The following is a 15,914-nucleotide window of genomic DNA, read 5'->3' on the forward strand; positions in this document are numbered from 1 at the left end:
ATTAAGCCTTTTTAATTACAGCTTTACTATATCTGTATGTATCAAATAAGTTTTGCGTATCTAAATCTTTTTGGAAAGTCGAAACATATGCAATATCTCCTGCAATTTGATTATCGCAGTAAACATCTAATTCCAGTTCAACACCATTTGAATTCACTTTAACTTTATTACCTTTTTCTAACTCTAACTTTTCAAATAAACTTTGTGAAACAAAAATACCTGATTGTAAATCATCAACAAACTCATGAGAAATAGCTGTAAATTCATTAAATTGATTAATTGGATTTGCTCTATAGATTATTGTTTCATCTTCATTTGCTTCTAAAAGTTCTTCACATGCATTTTCAACTTCAGTTCTAATAGTAGTTTCAGAAGATGTGATATCGTACCCTCTATTTTCGCTTCTATCATTTCCAAAACTGTTTGGTAATTTATCAAACTCTAAAGCTTTAAATCCAGTTTCAGTTGGAAGTTGCTCTGTATATTCAATTGTATACTCAATATCATCTTCTAAGATTATATTTGCAATATCATTTAACACATATCCATTAAAAGAAAGAGCTGCATTTGTAGGTATCAATTTTTTATCAATATTTGTAAATGTTCCTTCTTGTTGATTAAGTGCAGGAACATCTAAATCTCCATCACCTAAAGCACTTAGTTGAAAGTCTGCTTTTTCATTGTATCCAACACTAAAACCTTCGGCATCAGCTTGAACATCACAAATCAAACTAACACCTAGTGTATTTGTAGAAGGAGGAATAATAACTACACTAAATTCAGTATACTTATCAACTAGTCCACAAAGTTTTGCTAGGTTTTCACTATTTGGATGAGTAATTAAATCTTCTCCAACTATTAAAGAGTAAGTATCTTTTTTAGCTAAAAGAGTATCTATAGTATCAAGAAGTGTTTCATCTTGTCCAAGATTATCTAGTAGTTTTGTATATTCAAACTCTACTTCTGTTTTAACTTTTTTAGGAACAACTTTTTTAACTTCTTTTTCTTCACCCGTTTCTTCATCTTTCACAACTTCAACTACAGTCTCTTTTACAGTTTCTGTTACTGTTTTCGTTCTTGTCTCTTTTAAAAAATCAAGGTATGATTGAATATTTTCTGGTAAATCTTTTCCAAACTTATTTAAAATAAGATATAAAATTGATTCTTCTGCTAATGGTTTATGATAAACAAACTCGGTAGTTTTACCTTTTTTACCAATTTTTTCCATAACTGGATCAGCTACTGGATGGAAGTACATTGCTGCACCTTTATTTGTAACCACAGAGTTATTTAAAGCATATCTTGCATTTGGTAAATCAGATTTTAAAAATGACCCTACAGAGATAACAAAGTTAGAATCATGTACATCTTTTAAAGTTGATGAATATAAAGACTGCCCTGAAGTAGAAGCATATGCTTCAAGGAATTTTTTATAATTATAAGCATCTTTATTTACTAATGTTGCTCCAGTTTTAGATGCAATCTTTTGTAAAATAAGTGCTTCTTCATTTGTAATATATGAATTAAATTTAATAGCTTTTGCTTTTTTAAACGCTTCAACTGCATTGTTAAAAGCTTCTTCATTTTTAGATTCAACTTTGTTTTCAAAATCATATGCAAATCTAGCTGCACCATTTAAAGTTGAATAGTGATGTTCATTTGTAACTCTGTAGATTTTTGGACTCGCATCTTCAACTGAAGTATGTTTTGTTTCATAATACATAAATGCACAATCAGATGAATGAGGATTTGCTGCAGGAATTCTATTTAACTCCCAAGCATTTGATTTGTATTGGAAATCATGAGATACTAAGGCTCCAACTGGACAAACTGAAATACACTCACCACAATCTGTACAGGCATCTTCTTCAAATCCAATAAGTGATTTGTTAAGCTTATTCCACATTGCATAGGCATCTTTTGGCATTTCATCTTTGAAAGTCTTATCAATAGCATCAGCACCTCTTTTTACAGTACTCAATGCGCTTGACCCAACCATATCTTTACATACAGTTACACACTTCTCACAAACGATACATAAACCTGGGTCATAATTCATAACTCCCCAATGAGCAGTTGGTCTATTTACATCTTTAATAGAATAACTTTGAGAATCAACTTTCATATATAAAGAATAGTTTTGAAGTTCACATTCACCACTTTGGTCACAAACTCCACACTGCAATGGATGGTTTACATCGTAAACTTCCATAATTGCACGTCTTTCTTTAACAATATTTTCAGTCTCAGTCGTAACTTCCATACCCTCTTTTGCTTTTGCATTACATGAGTATACTTGTTTTCCATCAGCTTCTACTAAACAAAGACGACAGGCCAATGTTGGAGAACATCTAGTTAGATAACAAATAGCTGGGACAAAAATATCATTTGCACGTGCTACATCTAAAATAACATCTCCATCTTTAGCTTGAACAGTCTTACCATTTATTGTTAATGTAATTAAATCACTCATTATGCATCAACCTTTTCAATCTTTACTTGTTTATAACGATATCCTTGAGATAAACTACTTGAATCATCATTATTCATTGCACAAAGTGCAATAGTTCCATATAAATTTTTATCAACTATAAAAGACTTTTGTATTTTTTCACCAGCACAATTAATAAAAACTTCATCTTTATCAGCTACTTTTGCAACTCTTGCAAAAGATTCACTTCCAACTAAAATATTTGTATCTTCTTCACCATATGTTCGATAAACTACTGTTCCATTGTAAGAGTCTAGCTCTTCAACTTCATCTAAATTTTCATCTAAAATTTCATTTATAATATGCTGATACTCTTTATCTAAACAAACTACAGTTAAATCACTATATTTTCTAATCACTGATAATATTTTTGTAATATTCTCAACTCTTTCATGAGTAAAAATATCTCGTCCTAAAATTAATGTTTTTTCAGACTTTTCTAAAGCTCTTTCATAAGCTTCTTCAAACTCTTCTTCTCCGGCACTACTCTCAGCAGAAATATATCCAATATCTAAATCATCAATATATGCTTGTACTTTTTCATCAGATTTTTTTACAAATGTATCTAAAAGTAAAGAAGCAATACCCTCTTCACTCCCAACTTCATATTTAATAAACTGTGAATAATAAACTTTTAAATCTACATTATCTATTGGATGCATATAAACAAACTCTGCTGTATTTTTAGCAATAGCTTGAATAATAGCTTCTTGAATCTCTACATTATCAGCAGCTAAAAAAGAACCAAAAGTGATGATATAATCACTCTTTGAAATAATCTCTTTAATATCTTGCATTATTTCTCACCCTCTTCTTCAACAACTTCAACTTCTTTTGGTTCAGGTTTAACTTTTTTAACAACTATTGTCCAATCAACTTCATTAAACTTTATAGAATTCATCATAGTGTAACCTGCTTCATAAATTGCATCTGAAGATTTTTGAATAGCAGAAAAATCACCGATTTCAAAAAGGAAAATTGCATTTTCACCTTCAACAATGTCTTTATCCATAAGCTCTAACATTCTGTCATAGAAGTTATCTTTTAACGGTCTTAAATCATATCTTTTCATAACTTCTCCCCTTACCTATCAATCTCACCGAATACAACATTCAGATTACCAATAATTGCAACAACATCAGCTAATTGATGACCAGGAAGCATATCTTCTAAAAGACCTGTGTGCCAAAAAGATGGAGCTCTTAATTTCATTTTATAAGCATATGGAGAACCATCACTTACTATCATATATCCAAGTTCACCTTTTGGTGATTCAGTTGCAACATAGATTTCACCTTTTGGAGGTCTCATACCTTGTGTTACTAAAACAAAGTGTTGCATTAAAGAGTAGTTTTGAGTCATCACTTCTTCTTTTGGAGCTGAGATATATTCAGGAGCATGTGCCATAAGTTGTGACTCACTCTCTTTATACATAGGAATAAGTTGTCTTAAAATCTTTGTACACTCTCGCATCTCTTGCATGTGACACTTGTATCTTCCATAACAATCACCAGTTGAAGCTACAGGTACATCAAAATCTAATTCTGGATAGATTCCATAAGGCATTTCACGTCTTAAATCCCATTTAACGCCCGAAGCTCTTAGAACAATTCCTGAACAGGCCCAATCTTTTGCCATCTTTTCATCAATCACACCAACATTTTCAAGTCTCATTCTCCAGATTCTATTTTCTGTTAAAAGACCTTCATATTTTTCAACTTCTGTTTCTAGTATTCCACAGAATTTTTCTAAATCTTCACACCAACCTTCTGGTAAATCTAAAGGAACTCCTCCAATTCTAACTGCACTATGAGTAAGTCTTGCACCACAATAATCTTCAATAAGATCCATTGCATATTCTCTTTCTCTAAAGGCATATAAAAATACTGACATTGCTCCTACATCAAGAGCGTGAGTTGCTAGCCAGAAAAGATGTGACATAAGTCTATTTATTTCTAGAAGCATCGTTCTTATAATCTCAGCTCGTCTAGGTGCTTCAATTCCAAGTAGCTTCTCTACAGCTAAAGCAAAACCATAGTTATTAGAAGTAGATGCGATATAATCCATTCTATCTGTTGTAGGTAAGAATTCATTATAAATCATATTCTCACCCATTTTTTCCATACCTCTATGTAAATAACCAACACCAGGTGTTGCTTTTACAATTTCCTCACCTTTAAGCTCTAACATAAGTCTCATTTGACCGTGAGCTGATGGATGTTGAGGCCCGAAGTTAACCATCATCGTGTTATCTTCTCTCTCAAAATTTATATTTTCAAAGAAAGGTTTTAATCTATTTACTGATTGTTGCATATTATTACCTTCTCTCTTTTATAGTTACAGAATCATCTTCATGAAGCTTTTTAATAATTGGGATTCCACCCTCTTCTTGATAAGCAAGAGGAGTATGCTCTGGTTCTTTACCATCAGTGATATCAACACCTTTTGGTACTTCATGCCCAAGTCTAGAGAATCGTTCAGTATCATATCTATCAACATTTGCACAATCTCTAATTTCTGGACCAATTACATCTCTGTACTCTTTTCCAAAAATTTTATCTACTTCATACCAGTTTGCAGCCTCATCACCTGTTAAAGGATATGTTTTTCGTAATGGATGGTCATACCAATCATCTGGCATAATAATTCTTTTCATATTTGGATGATTTAGTATTTTAACACCATACATATCATACATTTCTCTCTCAGCCCAAGAAGCCATTCTAAATACATTATAAACTGATTCTATAGGTTGTTTTTGTCTAATAAAAGTTTTGATTCTAAGTCTTTTTCTTTTACTTAAAGATAACATTTCATAAAAAATCTCAAAGCCACCACGATCAGCTATATAATCAATCGCCGAAAGTTCCATTAGTTGTTCATAGTTTAAAGCATCTCTTAAAAATGTTATTACATTAATATTATCTTCTGGATTTATATAAATTACTAATTCTTCTACTTCAATATAATCATTTAAAATTTCAAACTTATCTCTTAATTGTTCAATATCTTTTGCATAGATTTCATCTTCACTAGAGTCTCTTTTTGGAGTTTCTGGCGCTACAAAAAATCTATCATTGAAATATGATTTTGCTTGTACATCATTTTTAGGCGTATATTTTCTCATTACACTAACCTTTTTTTCTTGATTGATCTAAAGATAGATTCTCTTCTGATTTTCTTTTGAAGCATCATAAGTGCATATTGGAGAGTTTCAGGTCTTGGAGCACATCCTGGAAGATAAATATCAACAGGAACAACTCTATCCACCCCTTGAACCGTGGCATATGTATTAAACATTCCACCAGTATTTGCACATGACCCCATCGAAATAACCCATTTTGGGTCAGGCATTTGGTCATATAATCTTCTCATAAATTCTGCATGTTTTTTAGTTAATGTTCCAGCAACTACAATTACATCTGCTTGTCTTGGAGATGCTCTAAAAATAGTTCCAAATCTATCGAAGTCATATCTTGAAGCACCTGTTGCCATCATCTCAATAGCACAACAGGCTAATCCATAAGTTAAAGGCCATAAAGAGTTAGACCTTCCCCAGTTTACTAATTTATCAACAGTAGTAAGAGCAATTGGCGCCCCACCATCTTGTAAATAATTTACTTTATGCTGTGCCATTCAAGAGCTCCTTTTTTCCATGCGTAAATAAATCCAATTGTCAGTAAAAGAATGAATAAAATCATCTCTACAAATCCAAACCAACCTAGGACTTTAAAGTCAACTGCCCATGGAAACATAAATATAATTTCTATATCAAATAAAATAAAAAGTAGTGCCATTAAATAGAATTGTACGGATACACTATTTGGCTGCTTTGTAACCTCTGGTCCACATTCGTATAGCGTAGCTTTTAACTTTTCAGTATCAAGTCGGGCTAATTTTCTACTAACAAAACGGGCGAGGAAAACTGTAGCGATAAAAGCACCAAAAGTTAATATAAACATAACAAAGGCACCAAAGTACGGATGAGAGAACTCCATATGTGTCATCTTTTAATCCTTAATGATTATTATTAGCTAGATAATATCCAATATCTTATAAAGCTAGTCTTATAATTAGGATACTAGTTCAAACTATTTTCTTTTCTATAACTAAAGGTATCAATTAAATAAAAAATTTTAAGAATATTTTAATATATTAAAATGATATTAAAATGATATTAAGGTGATAATAAAATGATATTGACAAAAAAGAGTGGAATTTTTTAAAAAAATCCCACTTTATTTTCAGAGTCAAAATTGCCTTTTAACTCTTTTTCAATTTGCTCTTCAAAAGATTTTATAGTAAAAACAGGATCTTCATCAAGTGCAATTTTAAATGCAGTGTTTTTGATAATCATTTCAATCTGTCCACCCGTTAATTCATTACTAGCAAGTTTTTCTAAATCGAAATCTTTTTCTAAAGGTAAAGCTTCAGGAAGAAGTTTTTCCCATAGTTCAACTCTTTGTTCTAAAGTTGGTTTTTTAAACTCGATTTTATAATTAAATCTTCTAGAAAATGCTTTATCTAAGGATTCTAAAAGATTTGTAGTTGCAATTAATATTCCATCAAATCTTTCAATTTGTTCTAAGAAAATATTTTGCATTTGATTATGCATTTTTTCACTTCCACTTGAACTTGATGTTGTTCTTGAACTTAAAAACTGATCAGCCTCATTTAAAAGTAAAATAGGCTCTGATTTACTTTTATCTCGTAAATCATAATACTTATCAAAAATTGCTCTAACATTTTTTTCACTCTCACCTACATACATAGAAAGAATTTTTGAACAATCAAAACTAAGAACCTGTTTTTTAAGAGATTTTGCAAGAGCTAACGAAGTCAATGTTTTACCAGTTCCAGCAAAGCCATAAAATATAATCCTAGCTTCAATTCCTCTTTTTTTATCTTTTAATCCCCACTGTTTTAAACGATTGAAAACATTTTTATCCATCTGTTTTAAAAGAGCATTTAAGGTCTCTCTTGTTTTATCATTTAAAACTACATCATCTAAAGACTTTGTAGTAGAAACAAGTTCAAAAACATCTTGTTCTTTTATCAAAGAGTCTAGTTTTATTTTTCTACTTCTAGTCTTCTTTTTTGTAGGGTGTGAGATTTTATAAAGAATATCATCTGGAATATAAAAGTTTCTATTTATCCCACCAAATGGCGTTAAAACCTCATCATAATCCACAAGTCCATTTGATACTAAATTTGAGCCCTCTTCAAGTAAACTTCTATATTTTATCTTTTCATAATCATCAGAAGAAACCAAATCAATCAAAGAATTCATATCTCTAATTGTTCCATCTCCACCTGAATACTCTTCTTTTAAAAGTGCTAAAAACAACATCTGCTCTTGTTCATCTAAAGTATTGCTTTTGAAAAAGTCTTCAAGCATGATATCATTTGCAGTCTCTTTAACTCTATCTTTGATTCTATTTTCAAGAAGAGTTAATTTTGATTTTAATCTATTGATATTTGGTGAGTTTTCATCAAAATTTCTTTTTACTAGATTTAACTGTTGAGCTAAATCTATTTTAAAAAATTGGTCTTGAAGGTACTCAAGATGATCTTCATACTTTTTTATCTCAGGTAAAACAAACTCCAAAGAGCCTTTTTCTAAAAGTTTTAAATATGCAGGAGATAAAGTCACCGCTGAGTTTAAAAGTTCAAGTTGTGACATATCACTAAGTTTTATATGGTCAAAACTATTTTGTACCAACCAGCCAAATTCTAGTAAAGATTTGATAAGTTTTATATTTTCTAAATGTTCAAATTTTTTAATATCATAAAACTCACCTAAAATATCAATCACAACTAAAGTATCTCGTCCTAAGATATACTCTTTTGTGATATATTGTAAGATTATCGCTTCTTCTTTTGAACATTTCAGTTGCTTAAAAAAAGCAGATTTTTGTACTGTTTTTGCATTTACAAAGTCTATTATTTCATTCATTTATTATGTTTTTCCTCTAAGCTTTTATAAAAAGCTTCTAAATTTTCTTTATCTTTAAATTCTATAGTATAATCATTATTTATAATTATAGTTAAATTGTTTTTATCTATTTTATTTATTTTGTTTAGTTTAAACTTTCGTTCATCATTTTTTACATCAACACTAAAGCTATTATCAACTTGTATAATCTCATCTTTACAAATACCTTTATAAGTACCCTTTGAGTAGATGATATTTTGACAACTACTAGCTTCAAAATGTTCTTTTATCTTTTCTAAGTTTGAGTTATCATATATATTTAAAGCTATTACAATCAAAGCAATAATTCCAAATAAAACCAAAAAAATCATTATCTTTTAACTCCTTATAAAATATAAATATATTACTATTACTTCTTTATTATAACAAAGGTTCACTATGAAATATATATTATTTATTTTTTCTATTTTTCTATTCTTTACAGGATGTCAAAATAACGATGTTGAGATTCCTAACTTGAAAACATACAATAGTTTTGATAAATTTAACTATACAAAAGAAGATATCACATTTTTTGAAAAAGAGTTTGAAAATATTTTAAGCATAGAAAATGTTGAAATTTTAAAACAATACGAGCAATTCTACAGTAAAAATTCAAACTATTTTTTAAATGGAAAACAAAAAGTACAAACTTTAAAACAAAAGATAGAAAAACTAAAAAAAGACAAAGATTCTAACTCTGATTTATACCTTCTTCAAAAAGCTAAAAAGATTATAAAAGAGGACAAAAAAGAAACTATTAAAATATATAAACAATTAGCAAAAAGAGGGAATATCAAAGCACAAAGAGAACTTGTAGAAATTTATAAAATCAATAATCCCTCTATAGCTCTAAAGTGGTTAGAAAAATTAGTTGAAAGTAATGATATAGCAAGTATGAAAGAATACGCAAGTGCAAATATTTATATGGTTAGACCTGTCATTGTTCAGGACTTAAAAAAAGCACTAGAGACATATGAAAAACTTGCAGAATTTGGCGAACTATCAAGTATCATGAGACTTGGCAATATATATGAATATGGATATCATAAAGAAGTAGCCCCTAAAGATAAAGAAAAATCTTTAGAATATTATGAATTAGCTGCTTCAAAAAACTACGAAATAGCACAAAAAAAACTATATGAAATATACTCTTGTAAAAAATGTAAACCAGATAGATACAATCCAGAAAAAGCAAAAGTATTGCAAAAAATCCTAGTTAAATATTTAGACAAAAAGATAATTGAAGAACTAGACAAAAAAGAAGAAAAAATCACATTAAAAATAAAACCAAAAGCTATAGAAAAAAAAGAAGTTGAGATTAAAAAAGTTGTTGAAAAACCAAAAACAGAAGAAATAAGTAAGAAAAAAATTGAAACTAAAGAGACTGTAGAAGCTCCTAAAGTAGAGGAAGCTAAAAAAGAAACAACAATAATTACTAAACAAGAAAAAAGTAAAAAAGAAATAGTCAAATGCTACGATATGGAAGTTGCAAGTGAAATGATCACTGATGATTGTAAAAACAAAATTCAGACTATATTGCAAAAGAAAAAATACATCTCAAGAATCACGATACTTCCTGTGATAGATAAAAGTGATATAGCTTATTTTGAAAAAGAAGACTCAAAAAAGTCGCTTCTAGAGTCACTTGCTAAAAATAGAGTTCTTGAGATAGAAAAATATCTAAAAGAAAATATAGAAAATACTCCTGATATAAAAAAATATGACTATCACGTGATATCTAAGAAGAAAAACAAAGGAGTGATTTTAAAATTTTACTAAGAAACGATAAATCCTAAAATCAAAGAAATAGTAAAAATTGAAACTATTGTTTGAAGTGTGATAATCGAAGCCATAAGTTTTATATCTCCACCTAATTGTCTTGCTAGTACAAAAGCAGAAGGTGCAGTTGGCATCGCTGCAAAAACAACTACAATACTCAAAAACAAAGTATCTAAACCAAAATAAATACCAATACCATACATACAAATAGGCTTTATCAAAAGTTTTAAAATAGATGAAATCACCAACTCTGATTTTGCTTCTTTTATAGATTTTAAATCTAATGAAAAACCAACAGACAATAGTCCCATAGGTAAAGCAGAAGCACTTAATATTTTTAAAACATTTAAAGCAATAACAGGAATAGTAAAATCAATATAATTTATACTCCCACCAATCACACAAGCAACTATTAAAGGATTTGTCACAATTGACTTTATCATCCCACTAAAAGTTGCTTTTTGGTCATTTACATAAATTGCAAAGATAGTAATACAAATCACATTTATCAAAGGAATCGCAAAAGTGATAAGAAGAGCAGCTAAAGCAATACCTTCATCACCAAACATTGAAGCGATTAAAGCTAAGAAAACATAAGTGTTGAACCTAACTGTTCCTTGTACTACAGAGCTAAAAGGAGCACCAGTAGTTTTTGTTTTAAAGTTTATTAGTAAAGTTATTATTAGTATCGCAAAGATACCTAAGATACCTGTTAAAACAAAATCAAAAGCTTCTATGTTTTCAAGGTTTGCAGTTGAAAGTTTATATATAAGTAAAGAAGGCATAAGAACAAAATATGTCAATTTATCCGCACTAGCCCAAAAGTCATTTGAAGGAAACTTTATTCTTTTAAAATAGTATCCTATTAATATAAGTAAGAAAATTGGTATAAGGGCTGTAAAAATATGTTCCATATTATCTCTGTATTAAATAAAGTAAAACCATTATATCTTGATTTTACTTGAAGACTTAGTTTTATAATAAATCCAAAAATAAATTATTAAGTATACTTTTAATAAAATTCTTGTTTTAAAGGAAATCAATGTACAAAAGAATAATAAACTCAACATTTTATCCAGTTTTCGAAAATAAATTTATTTTAATGAAGGCACTTTTTCTTCCACTTTTATCTATAATTGTATTGAGTGAATTAATATTGAAATATCATGAAAGTGGCTTTATTGTTATCTTTCTTTCTATTTTAACTTTTTTATTAAATATTACTATTGCTATTACTACTCATAGGATTCTTTTATTAGGTCAAGATAGTATTCCACCATGGGGTCTTTTTAAATTTGGAGGAAGAGAATTTTCATTTTTAATTACATCTATAGCTATAGGACTTACTATAGGGGTTGTAGTATTATTTGGAGCTATTCCAATGATGTTTATGCCAGAGTCAATAATTCCTCAAATAATATTAGTTATTGCAGTATTCTTTGCAACAGTATTCTTTAGTAGACTATCTTTGGCTTTACCTTCAATTGCAATCAATAAAGAAATTTCAATTAGTGATGCATGGGATTATACTAAAAATTATAAGCTATTAACCTATTTTACGATAGTTATTTTCCCAACTATTTTTACTATTATTTTAGGAATAGGCTATCAGTTAGCCATTGGGTTTTTAATTAAAGTTATTTCGCCAAAACTAAATATTTTGTATCCAGTTTTAGATGTATTTATAACAGTATTCATAGTTAGTGCACTTTCTGCTACATATAAAGTAATAAAAGAAGATCATCCTGAGTACTTTGAAAAAATAACAAGACAAGAGAATGATGCTTTAATAATAAATAATAAAAATCGCATTTTAGTAGATACTAAAAAAACTCCCCTATCTTTTGAAATAATAAAAAATGAACTAATTAAACAATATGAAGAGTTAGGTTTTACTAATACAATTGTTGACAAAGAAGATTCATGGATGATAAAAAATCCTGAAATCAAAAATGCTTATGTCTCTTTATCTTTTAATAAAAGTCAATATAAAGTCGAAGCATACAATATAAAAGAAGCAGATTTAAACTTATTTTCTAAAGAAAAAGAAGTCTAGTTTTAATTTATTCTTCTAGTGTCTTACTTATTTAGATAAATTATCTAACTGAGTTATCATATTTCTAGCACTATCTTCGTTTAACGCTTTTTCATAAGATGTTAAAAGTTCTCTAGCTAAAATATTTGCTCCTAAATGTTGAAACTGTATCCTCATAGCTTGAAGTACTTTTGTACCTCCACCACCACTATGAGTTGCCAGACCTACAACTTTTTCGTTGAAAGCATCTCTCCAGTTTTCTGTTGCTCTTGAAGTCCAAGACATAGCATTGTTTAAAACTGCTGGCATAACTCCATTGTACTCAGGAGCTACAACAATAAAAGCGTTTAAAGACAAAATCTTTTCGGCTAAATCTGTAGCACTTTTAGGAATACCATGTTTCTCTTCTTCTATTGTATTGTAAAGTGGTAAATCTAAATCAACTAAATTTATAAGTTCTGTTTCTACATTTTGTTCACTTGCAATGCTTACAAGCTTTTGTCCTAGTTTCAAGTTGTTGTTTGAACTAGCGACTAAAATTCCTATTTTTGACATGATAATCCTTGGTATTTATAATATTTATGGAATTCTATTCTCTTTTTATAAAAAGTCAATAAATTTTTTGAAATAAGTATTAATTATAAACTTGTTTTAGCCTATCGAGTAAAGAGTTTAATATCACTTCATCAATCTTAATATCAATTCTACTTGAAATAATAATTTGTAACTCTATAGTCTTATTAATATACTCAACTTGTTCATCTATAGAAAATCTTTTCCAGTTATTATTTGACTTTTGTCCATTATGGTACTTTGTTAAAAGTTGAAAGTTATCTGGATGATGAACCCCTCTATTCTTTTTGTTTTTTAAAGCTTTTGCATGATCAACTTCAAAATGAATATTGTAAAACTCTTTAAACTCATCTCTTATTTTATAAAATTCATTAAGTCTATACTTATCAGAAGAATTCATGTTTTTTTCAGCTTCTTTTTTTGTAAGATTTATGTTTACATCTTCTAACTCTTCTTCTAACTCTTCTTTTGATTCTTCTTCTGTTATATATTTTACACGGCGAGGACGTTCACTATTATCTATCTTTATAAAACTATCAAAGCCACCAGTTGAAAGCCTAGAACTAATACGAGCTGCTATTTCTCTTAAGCCCGTTGTATCATTCTTTTGATTCTGAGCTTCTTGGTTAGCTTTTTCTAAAACATCAGGATAAAGTTCTCCAACCTTTTCCGCCCATTGTGAAACAGTTATATAATCATCAAAACTTTTTAATGCTTCTAAATATTTTTCATGTATTTTCATAAAACTCCCTAAATCCAACTTTTCATATTCTTCTTCAATATTATTTTCATCGATTACGTTTTTTTGCATATTGCACAGCGACCTGCAAATTGTCCCCAAATTATATTTTTTGTTTTTGGTGTTACTGCCATTTCATTTTCCCTCAATTTGATTAAGCAGTAAATCAAAATCAGATAAATATTTTTTATCTTGTATCACTCTATACTTTTCATATTCTGATTCTGCTTTTAGTTTAGCTTGAAGAGCAGATACTTTACCATTATCTAAAAGTATAGGATACATTGATAAATCCAAGAACTTATCTAAAAACTCTATCCAGTCTTTCATATTCATTACGATTCCACGATTCGCTCTATTATCTGCAAGATCAAGATATGCTGATACTATTTTTTCTAACTGTTTTATATGTTCACTATCAAGATAATTTTTTGCTGTACTTACATCTGATTTAAGTATCTTTCCATCTGGCGCATTTTTCCAAGTTTTAAGCCCCATATATATTTTAGTAGCATCAGCTTCACTATATATTATCTCAGCAGCTGTTTTCCCACATATTGCCCAATGAAGTTTATTCTGAACAGTAGAATAAAACTGTTTTGTTAGATCATCATTTTTATCATAATCAGCACTTAAAGCATATATATCTGTAATCTTTTGATAAAACCGTCTCTCACTAAGTCTTATTTCTCTTATACGCTCTAGTTGCTCTTCAAAGTAATCTATACCAAAATGTTGAAGATGTTTTAATCTTTCATCATCCATAGTAAAACCTTTGATGATATACTCATGTAAAATCTCACTTGCCCATTTTCTAAACTCTATAGCTCTATGAGAGTTTACTTTATAGCCTACGGCTGTGATTACTTTTAGATTGTAGTATTGAACTTCTTTAGTTTGAGTTTTTCCCTCTATTGCACCATGTTCTGTGGTATGTCGGAATTTCCGACATACCACTTTTTCATCTAATTCTTCATCATCAAATATCTTTTTAATATGCTCAGTGATAGTACTTCTACCCTTATCAAAAAGCTCTGCAATTTGCTTTTGAGTCAACCACAAAGTTTCATCATGGAAAAACACATTGATATTTACTTTTGCATCATCTATTTTAAATATCACAAAGTTTGAAAACTTTTGAGGAGTATTTATTGAGATTTGTTTATCCATATTTTAGCCTATATTTTTATTTTATCTTATCAAAAAAAATTCTTTTTATTTAAAAACCTGTCATATTGCAATATCAAATTATATCTACCTCTTGTAAATCCCTCAATATCCCTTTTCTCTTACACTCTTTAATAAAAGGAACTTCCCATAAGTAATCTTTACTCAAAGGATTGCTTTTTTGATTCTCTTCTAAAAGTTCAATATATTCATCTATAGTATAAGGATTATCTTTTCTATTGATAGCAGTATTTACCTCATCCAACCAAGCTTTAGCTCCTAGTTTACTTGATACTTTTTGCTTATATCTATCTTTTATTCTAAATACCCTATCCCAGCTTTCAACTTCCTCTTTATATTTTAAAGTTTTTAGCTCTACATTGACATCTTTTTGAGATAAGGTTTCAATCTTTTTTGTTTGTAGGCTTACATCTACCCCTATATCAATATCATTTCCCCCATAAGGATAAAATGCCTTTACTCTTTTACCATTTTTTGCTATTGGATTTTTCTTAAGTTTATAAGAGGAATTACATCTATTACACATTGGAGCAAGATTTTTTAAATTGATCGAAGTAAAAGGGAAATCTCCTTTTGATAAAAAATGATCATAAGCCTCTTTTGGTAAGTTTCCCCCAAACTCTAAAAGATGCAACCCACAAAAAGGGCAAAGCTCTGTATTTTTTTTAATAAACTTTTTATAATGCCTATCCATACTACTATTAAGTATATCTTTTACATCTTTTAAATGGATCACATCGGTATAGATACTTTCAAAGAACTTATGTATCTCTTTTGATAAATCCTCATCTATTTTTTTTAGATCATTAAAATCCATATAGATACGACTCTTATCTTCAAAAAGTTCTTGAATACTATTATTCATATCAAAAAACTGTGCAATTGTATTTTTTTGTATCTCACTAAGTTGTGCAAATTTTTCATAGATAGATTTTATAGGAGCATAAAGATGATCTTTTTTAACCTGTGGATTATTATATAACCGTATAATCATATCTTTAAGCTTATCATCTGTGATCAAATCCACATCAAAATCACCACTAGCATTACACCAAAAATCTTTTACAAGATATTTCATACACTCGTGCATAAGCTTTACATTATCATCTACATACTCATATTGAAATAACAT

At 29.1% G+C, this 15,914-nt stretch carries 16 protein-coding genes; 2 read left to right on the forward strand and 14 right to left on the reverse strand.

Annotated elements, in window-relative coordinates; translation table 11 throughout:
* Position 1: 1 nt before the first annotated feature.
* The 9 genes from BT997_RS12390 to BT997_RS12430 all read right to left on the reverse strand — a co-directional run bounded on the left by BT997_RS12390 (position 2) and on the right by BT997_RS12430 (position 8,797).
* Positions 2 to 2,473 carry an NADH-quinone oxidoreductase subunit G gene (locus BT997_RS12390; protein WP_072682263.1) on the reverse strand — a complete coding sequence of 824 codons (2,472 nt, stop codon included), beginning with the start codon at positions 2,471 to 2,473 and terminating at the stop codon, positions 2 to 4.
* Positions 2,473 to 3,288, reverse strand: a complete 816-nt coding sequence (locus BT997_RS12395) for a hypothetical protein (RefSeq protein WP_072682264.1) — start codon at positions 3,286 to 3,288, stop codon at positions 2,473 to 2,475. The genes BT997_RS12390 and BT997_RS12395 overlap by 1 nt, the downstream gene beginning before the upstream one ends.
* A complete protein-coding gene (locus BT997_RS12400; protein ID WP_072682265.1) occupies positions 3,288 to 3,563 on the reverse strand; it encodes an NADH-ubiquinone oxidoreductase subunit E family protein in 276 nt (91 codons plus the stop codon). Before BT997_RS12400 ends, BT997_RS12395 begins: the two co-directional genes overlap by 1 nt.
* Positions 3,564 to 3,574: 11 nt before the next feature.
* On the reverse strand, positions 3,575 to 4,804 hold the full coding sequence (gene nuoD, locus BT997_RS12405; protein ID WP_072682266.1) for an NADH dehydrogenase (quinone) subunit D: 1,230 nt from the start codon (positions 4,802 to 4,804) through the stop codon (positions 3,575 to 3,577).
* Between the two features lie 4 nt (positions 4,805 to 4,808).
* Positions 4,809 to 5,618, reverse strand: coding sequence for an NADH-quinone oxidoreductase subunit C (locus tag BT997_RS12410; RefSeq protein WP_072682267.1), 810 nt, complete (start codon positions 5,616 to 5,618; stop codon positions 4,809 to 4,811).
* Positions 5,618 to 6,127, reverse strand: coding sequence for an NADH-quinone oxidoreductase subunit B family protein (locus BT997_RS12415; RefSeq protein WP_072682268.1), 510 nt, complete (start codon positions 6,125 to 6,127; stop codon positions 5,618 to 5,620). The genes BT997_RS12410 and BT997_RS12415 overlap by 1 nt, the downstream gene beginning before the upstream one ends.
* Positions 6,109 to 6,498 carry an NAD(P)H-quinone oxidoreductase subunit 3 gene (locus BT997_RS12420; protein ID WP_072682269.1) on the reverse strand — a complete coding sequence of 130 codons (390 nt, stop codon included), beginning with the start codon at positions 6,496 to 6,498 and terminating at the stop codon, positions 6,109 to 6,111. Before BT997_RS12420 ends, BT997_RS12415 begins: the two co-directional genes overlap by 19 nt.
* A 215-nt stretch (positions 6,499 to 6,713) precedes the next feature.
* Complete coding sequence (locus BT997_RS12425; protein ID WP_072682270.1) at positions 6,714 to 8,447, reverse strand: ATP-binding protein; 1,734 nt, start codon at positions 8,445 to 8,447, stop codon at positions 6,714 to 6,716.
* Positions 8,444 to 8,797 (reverse strand): hypothetical protein, encoded by a 354-nt coding sequence (locus BT997_RS12430; RefSeq protein ID WP_072682271.1) that lies wholly within the window; start codon positions 8,795 to 8,797, stop codon positions 8,444 to 8,446. The genes BT997_RS12425 and BT997_RS12430 overlap by 4 nt, the downstream gene beginning before the upstream one ends.
* 67 nt (positions 8,798 to 8,864) lie before the next feature.
* On the opposite strand from BT997_RS12430, the gene BT997_RS15455 reads away from it, so the two are divergent.
* Positions 8,865 to 10,247 (forward strand): tetratricopeptide repeat protein, encoded by a 1,383-nt coding sequence (locus tag BT997_RS15455; RefSeq protein WP_143145199.1) that lies wholly within the window; start codon positions 8,865 to 8,867, stop codon positions 10,245 to 10,247.
* On the opposite strand, the gene BT997_RS12445 is transcribed toward BT997_RS15455, so the two are convergent.
* A complete protein-coding gene (locus BT997_RS12445) occupies positions 10,244 to 11,161 on the reverse strand; it encodes an AEC family transporter (protein WP_072682272.1) in 918 nt (305 codons plus the stop codon). The two genes, BT997_RS15455 and BT997_RS12445, sit on opposite strands and share 4 nt — an antisense overlap.
* 128 nt (positions 11,162 to 11,289) lie before the next feature.
* On the opposite strand from BT997_RS12445, the gene BT997_RS12450 reads away from it, so the two are divergent.
* The gene (locus BT997_RS12450; RefSeq protein ID WP_072682273.1) at positions 11,290 to 12,303 is read left to right on the forward strand and encodes a hypothetical protein; all 1,014 of its coding nucleotides are present in this window, start codon (positions 11,290 to 11,292) and stop codon (positions 12,301 to 12,303) included.
* 27 nt (positions 12,304 to 12,330) lie between these two features.
* Here BT997_RS12450 and BT997_RS12455 read toward each other — a convergent pair whose 3' ends face one another.
* From BT997_RS12455 to BT997_RS12470, 4 genes are all read right to left on the reverse strand, one after another.
* Positions 12,331 to 12,837: an NADPH-dependent FMN reductase gene (locus tag BT997_RS12455; RefSeq protein WP_072682274.1), complete on the reverse strand. Its 507-nt coding sequence runs from the start codon at positions 12,835 to 12,837 to the stop codon at positions 12,331 to 12,333.
* Between the two features lie 79 nt (positions 12,838 to 12,916).
* Entirely contained in the window at positions 12,917 to 13,666 is a 750-nt protein-coding gene (locus tag BT997_RS12460; RefSeq protein WP_258239487.1) for an HNH endonuclease, read from the reverse strand.
* Between the two features lie 63 nt (positions 13,667 to 13,729).
* On the reverse strand, positions 13,730 to 14,764 hold the full coding sequence (locus BT997_RS12465; RefSeq protein WP_072682275.1) for a virulence RhuM family protein: 1,035 nt from the start codon (positions 14,762 to 14,764) through the stop codon (positions 13,730 to 13,732).
* Between the two features lie 73 nt (positions 14,765 to 14,837).
* Complete coding sequence (locus BT997_RS12470) at positions 14,838 to 15,914, reverse strand: hypothetical protein (RefSeq protein ID WP_072682276.1); 1,077 nt, start codon at positions 15,912 to 15,914, stop codon at positions 14,838 to 14,840.

It is taken from the genome of Arcobacter sp. LA11, from assembly GCF_001895145.1.
Lineage (GTDB): Bacteria > Campylobacterota > Campylobacteria > Campylobacterales > Arcobacteraceae > Halarcobacter.

What these genes read in the sequence shown, in the direction of transcription:
- BT997_RS12390 (WP_072682263.1), bottom strand. Translation starts at nt 2,473, where the DNA reads ATGAGTGATTTAATTACATTAACAATAAATGGTAAGACTGTTCAAGCT.
- BT997_RS12395 (WP_072682264.1), bottom strand. Translation starts at nt 3,288, where the DNA reads ATGCAAGATATTAAAGAGATTATTTCAAAGAGTGATTATATCATCACT.
- BT997_RS12400 (WP_072682265.1), bottom strand. Translation starts at nt 3,563, where the DNA reads ATGAAAAGATATGATTTAAGACCGTTAAAAGATAACTTCTATGACAGA.
- nuoD (WP_072682266.1), bottom strand. Translation starts at nt 4,804, where the DNA reads ATGCAACAATCAGTAAATAGATTAAAACCTTTCTTTGAAAATATAAAT.
- BT997_RS12410 (WP_072682267.1), bottom strand. Translation starts at nt 5,618, where the DNA reads ATGAGAAAATATACGCCTAAAAATGATGTACAAGCAAAATCATATTTC.
- BT997_RS12415 (WP_072682268.1), bottom strand. Translation starts at nt 6,127, where the DNA reads ATGGCACAGCATAAAGTAAATTATTTACAAGATGGTGGGGCGCCAATT.
- BT997_RS12420 (WP_072682269.1), bottom strand. Translation starts at nt 6,498, where the DNA reads ATGACACATATGGAGTTCTCTCATCCGTACTTTGGTGCCTTTGTTATG.
- BT997_RS12425 (WP_072682270.1), bottom strand. Translation starts at nt 8,447, where the DNA reads ATGAATGAAATAATAGACTTTGTAAATGCAAAAACAGTACAAAAATCT.
- BT997_RS12430 (WP_072682271.1), bottom strand. Translation starts at nt 8,797, where the DNA reads ATGATTTTTTTGGTTTTATTTGGAATTATTGCTTTGATTGTAATAGCT.
- BT997_RS15455 (WP_143145199.1), top strand. Translation starts at nt 8,865, where the DNA reads ATGAAATATATATTATTTATTTTTTCTATTTTTCTATTCTTTACAGGA.
- BT997_RS12445 (WP_072682272.1), bottom strand. Translation starts at nt 11,161, where the DNA reads ATGGAACATATTTTTACAGCCCTTATACCAATTTTCTTACTTATATTA.
- BT997_RS12450 (WP_072682273.1), top strand. Translation starts at nt 11,290, where the DNA reads ATGTACAAAAGAATAATAAACTCAACATTTTATCCAGTTTTCGAAAAT.
- BT997_RS12455 (WP_072682274.1), bottom strand. Translation starts at nt 12,837, where the DNA reads ATGTCAAAAATAGGAATTTTAGTCGCTAGTTCAAACAACAACTTGAAA.
- BT997_RS12460 (WP_258239487.1), bottom strand. Translation starts at nt 13,666, where the DNA reads ATGCAAAAAAACGTAATCGATGAAAATAATATTGAAGAAGAATATGAA.
- BT997_RS12465 (WP_072682275.1), bottom strand. Translation starts at nt 14,764, where the DNA reads ATGGATAAACAAATCTCAATAAATACTCCTCAAAAGTTTTCAAACTTT.
- BT997_RS12470 (WP_072682276.1), bottom strand. Translation starts at nt 15,914, where the DNA reads ATGTTATTTCAATATGAGTATGTAGATGATAATGTAAAGCTTATGCAC.